This is a genomic window from Promicromonospora sp. NPDC060204 (assembly GCF_042728455.1).
Classification (GTDB): domain Bacteria; phylum Actinomycetota; class Actinomycetes; order Actinomycetales; family Cellulomonadaceae; genus Promicromonospora.
In genome coordinates, this window is sequence record NZ_JBHWZO010000483.1 from 1 (window position 1) to 1,004 (window position 1,004).

At 71.0% G+C, this 1,004-nt stretch carries 2 protein-coding genes; both read right to left on the reverse strand.

Annotated features, from left to right (window positions below; genetic code table 11):
* Positions 1-28 precede the first annotated feature (28 nt).
* Positions 29-505 carry a hypothetical protein gene (locus ACFWEJ_RS28825; protein ID WP_377232577.1) on the reverse strand — a complete coding sequence of 159 codons (477 nt, stop codon included), beginning with the start codon at positions 503-505 and terminating at the stop codon, positions 29-31.
* 58 nt (positions 506-563) lie between these two features.
* Positions 564-1,004, reverse strand: a 441-nt coding sequence (locus ACFWEJ_RS28830; RefSeq protein WP_377232578.1) for a PadR family transcriptional regulator, incomplete at its 5' end; no start/stop codon positions are given.

Sequence of the window (1,004 nt, forward strand, 5' to 3'; positions counted from 1 at the left end):
CCGTTTCTGCCGAGTCGGCACGCTGGCGCTATCCGGCGGCCACCGCCGCCGGTCCGAAGCGGGCCCAGTCGACGGACGAGTCCAGCATCCGGGTCAGCCCGACGCGGTGGACGGGGATCTTCTCGTCCTGGACCAGCTCTTCCAGCTCCTTGTCCCAGGTGTCGGTCGTCGCGACCACGAGCCGGGTCGTGAACGGCGCCTTGTTCGACGCCGAGAGGAAGTCGGCGACGTCCGGCCTCGACAAGGGCTGTGCCGGATCGTGGAACGCGCACTGGACGGCCACCAGGTTCTCGGTGTCCTGCTCCCGCGCGACCAGGCTGATCCCGTTGCCCGGACCCTCGTGGCCGGGCCATTCGCCCCATGACCACACCGTGTCGAAGGCGGTGGCCCATTCCGCGTCGGAGCGCAGGAACGCCTTCATCAGCTCCTCGAACTTCTCGTCCCGGTCGGACTCCGACTCCGACCTGAGCAGGTAGTCGTCGAGGATGGCCTCAAGTGCGGTCATGTGGTCATTCTGTCAAGGGTGCTGCGTAACCGCTCTCCGGGCCGGGGCGGTGGACGGGTCAGCGGTCCTGGGTGGGCGCCTCACCGGCGAGGGTCAGGTAGACCTCGCGGCGGGCCTTGTCGAGCACCGCGGTGACGGTGGCCACCTGGTCGGCGGTGCCGGTGCGGGCGACCTGCTCGACGGCGTCGGCCAGCGCGCGCAGCTCGTGCCGCAGCTGGCGGCCGTGACCGTGGCCGACCTGCTCCCAGGGGGTGCCGAGCTCGTCCTTGTGCTGCTCGACGTAGGCGGTGCCCTCGTCGGTCAGCGTGGCGAGCTTGCGGCCACGGTCCTCGGTGAGGACCACGAGGCCCTCGTCGGCGAGCAGGGACAGCGCGGGGTAGACCGCGCCGGCGCTGGGGCGCCAGCGGCCGTCCGTCCGCTCCGCCAGCTCGCTGATGATCTGGTAGCCGTGCATCGGCTGCTCCGCCAGGAGCAGCAGGATCGCGGCGCGGATCTCACC